This is a genomic window from Winogradskyella sp., from assembly GCF_025210595.1.
GTDB lineage: Bacteria > Bacteroidota > Bacteroidia > Flavobacteriales > Flavobacteriaceae > Winogradskyella.
In genome coordinates, this window is record NZ_JAOARH010000001.1 from 1 (window position 1) to 6,696 (window position 6,696).

Sequence of the window (6,696 nt, forward strand, 5' to 3'; positions counted from 1 at the left end):
GCAAGCATGCCTTGAGTATGTTAAAGAAAAAATGAATACTAATTGTGTTAGGCATTCAAAATTATTAGGCAAGCCCATTAAGAAAATAGCAGTTCTAGGAGGTTCGGGTAGCTTTGCTATAGGAGCTGCAAAAGCTTCAGGAGCAGATCTTTTAGTTACAGCAGACCTTAAATATCACGATTTTTTTAGTGCAGAAAATGATATAGTACTAGCAGATATAGGCCATTATGAAAGCGAACAGTTCACAAAATCATTTTTAGTAGACTATCTCTCGAAAAAAATCACTAATTTTGCAATCATTTTATCAAAGACAAATACAAATCCGGTAAAGTATTTATAATTATGGCGAAAAAAGCTGAAGCTACTGTAGAAGACCGTTTAAGAGCGTTATACGATTTACAATTAATTGACTCTAGAGTAGACGAAATAAGAAATGTCAGAGGAGAACTTCCTTTAGAAGTTAGAGATTTAGAAGACGAAGTTGAAGGGTTGAATACTAGATTAGAGAAATTAAATGATAGTCTTGCTATTATTGATGACGAAATTAAAGGAAAAAAGAATTTAATTGAAGAAGCCAAAGCTTTAATCAAAAAATATAGTGAGCAACAAAACAATGTTAGAAATAACAGAGAATATAACTCACTAACCAAAGAGATTGAATTTCAGGAATTAGAAATTCAATTAGCCGAAAAGCATATTAAAGAATTTAAGGTTCAGATAGAGCAGAAGAAAGAGGTTATTTCTTCAACAAAAGATCGTTTAAAAGATCGCAAAGAACATTTAAAGCACAAAAAAGGTGAGTTAAATGAAATCTTAAAGGAAACTGAGAAAGAAGAAGAAGCACTTATTGCTAAGTCTGAAGATTTCCAAAAGAAAATTGATGAGCGTTTAGTGAAAGCTTATTTAAGAATAAGAAATAATGTAAAAAACGGTTTAGCTGTTGTGCCAATTGAGCGTGGAGCATCTGGTGGTTCATTCTTTACAATTCCGCCACAAGTACAAGTAGAAATTGCCTCTCGTAAAAAAGTAATTACTGATGAGCATAGTGGTCGTATTTTAGTAGATGCTGTTTTAGCAGAAGAAGAAAAGATAAAAATGGATAAGTTATTTGCCAAGTTGAGTAAATAAAAATTGCCAAGAATATATCTAAAGCCTTCACAATTTGTGAAGGCTTTTTTTGTGATTCAAAAAATAACTTGTCATATTTTTAGTTTTAATCTAGAAGCATTATAGTAAGTATATAATTTATGAAGAAAATTTTTATAACGTATCTAATAGTTTGCTTACTATGCTTTAGTTGTAAAACTGAAACAAAAAATACACCTCAAGACATTTATCAAAAAACTTCAAACGAATTTATAAGTAAACTTTTAGAGCTAAGAGATTTTAATTGTAACTGTATTATAGAGCCTAAAAAAAAAATTATTAGACAATATCGATAACCCAATAGTAGAAAACAATTTTAGGTCTCAATTGATGTTATAGGTTAATGTGCTATCAGATTCAGAATTAGATAGTTTAAACAATCTTTCTCGAAACGTTAATTTAAATAACATTATATCTAATTATAGTTACAAACTAATTTCACAAAAACAAATAAACTCAATAATAACAAACAATAATATAGAAGATAGGTTGCGTATTATGGACAGTTTATGCCCAAAAGGTTTTATAACATTAACCAAACCATTTTTTAATAAAACTTTGGATACTGTTTTTATTGAAATTAATGAAATGCCATATTCTTGCCTTTCAGGTTATTTAGCTTCTTACTACTATATTAATAATGATTGGATAATACATGATTAAAAATTATAACACTTTACTTTAAGGAATCGTAATTTTATACGTCTATTAGAAAAAGAAAAACCGAAATTAATTAAAAACATTCCGTTTTTACGGAACTCTAAAGATGAAAAAAGCACTCCTTATTTTTAGTATATTATTATGCTTTAGTTGCCAAAACCAAGCACAAACTAGTCCAAAACAGCAAAAGATTATTAATGCAAAACCTGTTGAAGTTCCTATGGAAGACGGAAAGGCAAAAGCCTATTTTGCTAGTGGATGTTTTTGGTGTGTAGAAGCAATTTATGAAAGCGTAAAAGGTGTAGATGAAGTGATTAGTGGTTTTTCTGGTGGGCACACAGATGACATTACTTACGAGAAAAGTCACTCAGGTAAAACAGGCCACGCAGAAGCTGTGGAGGTAATTTACGATCCGGAGGTAGTGAGTTTTTCTACTTTAGTAGACGTGTATTTTGGTTCACAGAATCCAACACAAGTTAATGGGCAAGAAAACGACCATGGCCCTCAATATCGCTCAATAATCTTTTATCAAAATGATGAGCAAAAAAAGATTATAGAAGAAAAAAAATCTGCTTTAGCAAAACAACTAGATGCTAAAATAGCAGCAGAAGTATATCCATTTCAAAAGTTTTATCCAGTTTCTGCTTATCATCAAGATTTTGTAAAGCGAAACCCAAATCAAGGCTATGTTAGAGCGGTTTCGATACCAAGACTAAACCGATTTAAAGCTAAATTTCCTGAATTATTAAAAGAAGAAAAAAAGAATTAAGTTGTATTTATCCTACAAGGTCAGTAAGACCTTGTAGGTCTTATAGTTAAATTTTTGTAGCCTTTATTTCAAATAACATAGGAAATAACTGATTCTTCATCTTATACAAGCCATTGTCTTGTTTTACTAAATCAGGAAATACATCATAAGGACTTTCGTCATGCTCGTTGAGATATTCAATTTGCAAACCAGCTTCAATAAGCGCATTAATAACTTCACTTAGTCCATGATTCCAACCATACTCTTTAGTAATCATTTTTGATGATTGGTCAGCATAAGTGCCTTCATATTCCTCATAAATAACTTCGTCTTGGTTGTAATGGTAACGCATTTTTAGCTCATCGTCAAGATAATCAAACATCCAAAGTATAGGGTGAAATTCAACAATGTAAAATGTGCCTCCAACATTCAATCTTTCGGCAATCATTTTAGCCCAAGGTTTTAAATCTGGCAACCACCCAACAACACCATAGCTAGTAAAAATAATATCAAAAGTTTTTGTGACATGCTTTGAGGTGTCTAAGACATTACAACAAACAAATTCAGCATTAAGATTCAGTTCATCATTTAGTTGTTTTGCTAATTTTATACCTTCATCGCTTAAATCCACACCAACACATTTGGCACCCATTCTAGCCCAGCTCAAAGTATCTTGCCCAAAATGACATTGAAGGTGTAATAAGGATTTTCCATTAACGTCACCTAGAGCTTTTAATTCATAAGGCATTAATGATGTTTTACCAGCTTTAAAAGCTTTCATATTATACATTTCACTTTGTGCATGTATGCCTACCTTTTTATTCCATGTAGATTTATTGGTTTCAAAATACTTGTTGGTATCGTCCATTTTTTAATAACTTTTTACGTCTTCCTTTTGTGAGAATAAGGTTGAGTTTTAATTTAGCATCTAAATTAAAATAACTTTTTTAATATGAAACCTTTATATCTTAGTCTTATCTGTGTTCTAATAGTTTTAACTTGTCAGTCAGATAAGAAAAAAGAAGATGTTTTAGGTGAAGAAAAAACACAGTTAACCACAGCTGAAAAAATAGCCGTTGCGCATGGTATAGAAAATTGGGATAATGTTAAAAATGTTGAATTTACTTTTAAAGTTATAAGAGATGGTAGATCTGGACATGGCCGAAGATGGGTTTGGGACACAAAAACAGGTGAAATAAGTTTAGGTTCTTCTTTGGGTGCTTTAAAATATAATAGGAATAAAATAGATAGTATCTCTTTAGATGCTGATAAAGCCTTTATTAATGATAAGTATTGGCTTTTGGTACCATTTCAATTGGTTTGGGATACGACTGCAACAATTTCTGAGTCAAAGAAAATGGTATCACCTATTAAAAAAGATACTTTACAAATGATAACGATTACGTATCCAAACGAAGGTGGCTATACACCAGGTGATGCCTATGATATATATTATGATAAAAATTATATGATTAAAGAATGGGTGTTTAGGGAAGGTAATTCTAAAGAGCCAACGCTTACCAACACTTTCGAAAATTATCAAGATTTTAATGGTATTAAGATTGCTATAGATCATAAAAAAGAAGGTGGTAACTGGAATTTGAATTTTACCGATGTAAGTATAACTGTAGAGTAATTCTAAATTTAATTTTTTGGCATTACTTTTGTAATCTATAATGTAAGTTTCACGTAAGTCTTTCCGACTATAAACGTATAGCTTACATTTTCCGCACTTGTGCGTCTATATATATTCTCTAGCGCTTTGTTTCAAGGCGCTTTTTTTTATGAAACACTTTTTTTTAAACAACTTCCTATAAAAAATATCTAGTAGAAATAATGCTGAAGAATTTCAGTATCTAAAACTTGTTTTAAAGCGTAATCGAATTATTGCTGTTGAAAAAGTAGTATAATAACATTTTAAGCAATTTTTTTCAACATTAAATTTATATATTAAATCCTTATTTTTGTTTCAAACCGAAAAAATCAATCTCACATTGACCAATTATAAAGAAGGCATAGTTTATGCCAAAGAACAAGATACACTAGACGAATTATCTAAATATAGACAACAATTTCATATTCCAAAAGACAAACATGGAAATGAGCTTATTTACCTATGCGGTAATTCCCTAGGATTGCAACCAAAATCCACCAAAGATTATATTAATCAAGAGTTAAACGACTGGGCAAACTTAGGAGTAGAAGGTCATACGGAGGCCAAAAATCCTTGGATGCCATACCATGAGTTTTTAACTGAAGCAACAGCTAAATTAGTAGGCGCAAAACCTATTGAAGTAGTAACAATGAATTCGTTGACAGCTAATCTTCATTTTATGATGGCTTCTTTTTATAAACCAACTAAGGAACGTTATAAAATTGTTATTGAAAGCGATGCATTTCCTAGTGATAAATACGCTGTAGAATCTCAATTACGTCATCATGGTTTTGATGATAAAGAAGGGCTTATTCTTTGGGAACCTAGAGCTAACGAAGAGCTTTTACAATACGAAGATTTAGAAGATATTCTTAAAGAACATGGTCATGAAATTGCTTTGATTATGGTTGGTGGAGTGAATTATTACACTGGGCAGTTTTTAGATTTTAAACGAATTACAACATTAGGTCATAGTTATGGTTGTATGGTAGGTTTTGATTGTGCACATGGTGCCGGAAATGTTAATTTAGACTTGCATAATTCAGGAGCAGATTTTGCTGTATGGTGTACTTATAAATATTTGAACTCCGGACCAGGAAGTTTATCAGGTTGTTTTGTACACGAACGCCATGCTTACGATAAAAGCTTAAACCGATTTACAGGTTGGTGGAGCCATAACAAGGAAACACGTTTTAATATGAGGCATGAGTTTGATGTGTTGCCAGGTGCTGAAGGTTGGCAACTTAGTAATCCACCTATATTATCTATGGCAGCTATAAAAGCATCGTTAGATATGTTTAATGAAGTAGGAATAGATAAACTTGTGGAGAAATCTAAAAAACTTACAGGTTATTTTGAGTTTTTGCTAAAAGAGTTAGGCGAAGATGTTATACGAATCATTACACCTTCAAACCCCAAAGAACGAGGTTGTCAATTATCTATCCAAGTTTTAAATGCAGATAAAAAATTACATCAAAAATTAACTGAAGCAGGAGTAATAAGTGACTGGAGAGAGCCAGACGTTATTCGTTGTGCTCCTGTTCCAATGTACAATACATTTGAAGATGTATACAGAATGGTTGAAAAATTAAAACATATTTTAAATGAGTAAAAAAGAAAACATACTCATCATTGGCGCAGGTTTGTGTGGTTCACTCCTAGCCTTAAGATTAGCGCAAAGAGGTTATAACGTAAATGTTTATGAAAGCAGACCAGATTTGCGTGTCACAGATATTTCTGCTGGAAAATCTATAAACCTAGCCTTATCAGACAGAGGTTTTAAAGCTTTACGTTTAGCAGGAGTTGAAGACAAAGCAAGAGCTATCTGCATTCCAATGAAAGGACGATTAATCCATGATATTGAAGGCAATACCTTTGCCTCTAATTATTCTGGTCGTGATAATGAATATATCAACTCTATTTCTAGAGGTGATTTGAATGGTATGCTATTAACTGAAGCTGATCAATTTGACAACCTGAGCATCCATTTTAATAAAGAATGTACCAGTGTTGATTTAGATACAAATACAGTCTTTTTCAAAGACACTAAAAATAATGAAGAATTTAGCATTACTTCCGATGTTATTTTTGGAACAGATGGTGCCGGATCGGAATTAAGAAAAAGCTACTTTTTACAACGTAAATTCTTATTCAGTTTTTCTCAAAACTTTTTAACCCATGGTTATAAAGAATTAGAGATTCCTGCTTCAGCAGATGGTGATCATCAAATCAGTAAAGATTATTTACACATTTGGCCTCGTGGCGACTATATGCTCATTGCCTTAGCTAACTTAGACGGAAGTTTTACGGTTACTTTGTTCTTAGGACATGAAGAAGGCGCATATCATTTTAAAGGTTTAGACACCGAAGCTAAAATCAAAGCCTTCTTCCAAGAACAATTCCCAGATGCATTAGCATTGATACCAAATATTGCAGAAGAATTTGCCAATAATCCAACAGGAGCTTTGGGTACTATCAAATGTTCACC

General features: G+C 31.9%; 7 protein-coding genes. 6 read left to right on the forward strand and 1 reads right to left on the reverse strand.

The genetic code is table 11. The features are described 5' to 3' along the window. From N4A42_RS00005 to msrA, 3 genes are all read left to right on the forward strand, one after another. A partial coding sequence (locus tag N4A42_RS00005) for a Nif3-like dinuclear metal center hexameric protein (RefSeq protein WP_294068278.1) occupies positions 1-340 on the forward strand: 340 nt, incomplete at its 5' end. Between the two features lie 2 nt (positions 341-342). Then, positions 343-1,128 carry a C4-type zinc ribbon domain-containing protein gene (locus N4A42_RS00010; RefSeq protein ID WP_294068280.1) on the forward strand — a complete coding sequence of 262 codons (786 nt, stop codon included), beginning with the start codon at positions 343-345 and terminating at the stop codon, positions 1,126-1,128. Between the two features lie 784 nt (positions 1,129-1,912). Continuing rightward, positions 1,913-2,575: a peptide-methionine (S)-S-oxide reductase MsrA gene (gene msrA / locus N4A42_RS00015; protein WP_294068282.1), complete on the forward strand. Its 663-nt coding sequence runs from the start codon at positions 1,913-1,915 to the stop codon at positions 2,573-2,575. A gap of 46 nt (positions 2,576-2,621) precedes the next feature. On the opposite strand, the gene N4A42_RS00020 is transcribed toward msrA, so the two are convergent. Further along, positions 2,622-3,422, reverse strand: coding sequence for a bifunctional 2-polyprenyl-6-hydroxyphenol methylase/3-demethylubiquinol 3-O-methyltransferase UbiG (locus N4A42_RS00020; protein WP_294068284.1), 801 nt, complete (start codon positions 3,420-3,422; stop codon positions 2,622-2,624). An 84-nt stretch (positions 3,423-3,506) separates the two neighbouring features. Between N4A42_RS00020 and N4A42_RS00025 the strand changes: the two genes are divergently transcribed. The 3 genes from N4A42_RS00025 to N4A42_RS00035 all read left to right on the forward strand — a co-directional run. Further along, the gene (locus N4A42_RS00025) at positions 3,507-4,190 is read left to right on the forward strand and encodes a hypothetical protein (RefSeq protein ID WP_294068286.1); all 684 of its coding nucleotides are present in this window, start codon (positions 3,507-3,509) and stop codon (positions 4,188-4,190) included. A gap of 358 nt (positions 4,191-4,548) precedes the next feature. Continuing rightward, positions 4,549-5,820 (forward strand): kynureninase, encoded by a 1,272-nt coding sequence (gene kynU, locus N4A42_RS00030; protein ID WP_294068288.1) that lies wholly within the window; start codon positions 4,549-4,551, stop codon positions 5,818-5,820. After that, positions 5,813-6,696 (forward strand): NAD(P)/FAD-dependent oxidoreductase (locus N4A42_RS00035; RefSeq protein WP_294068289.1); only part of this gene is annotated, 884 nt, incomplete at its 3' end. The genes kynU and N4A42_RS00035, both read left to right, overlap by 8 nt.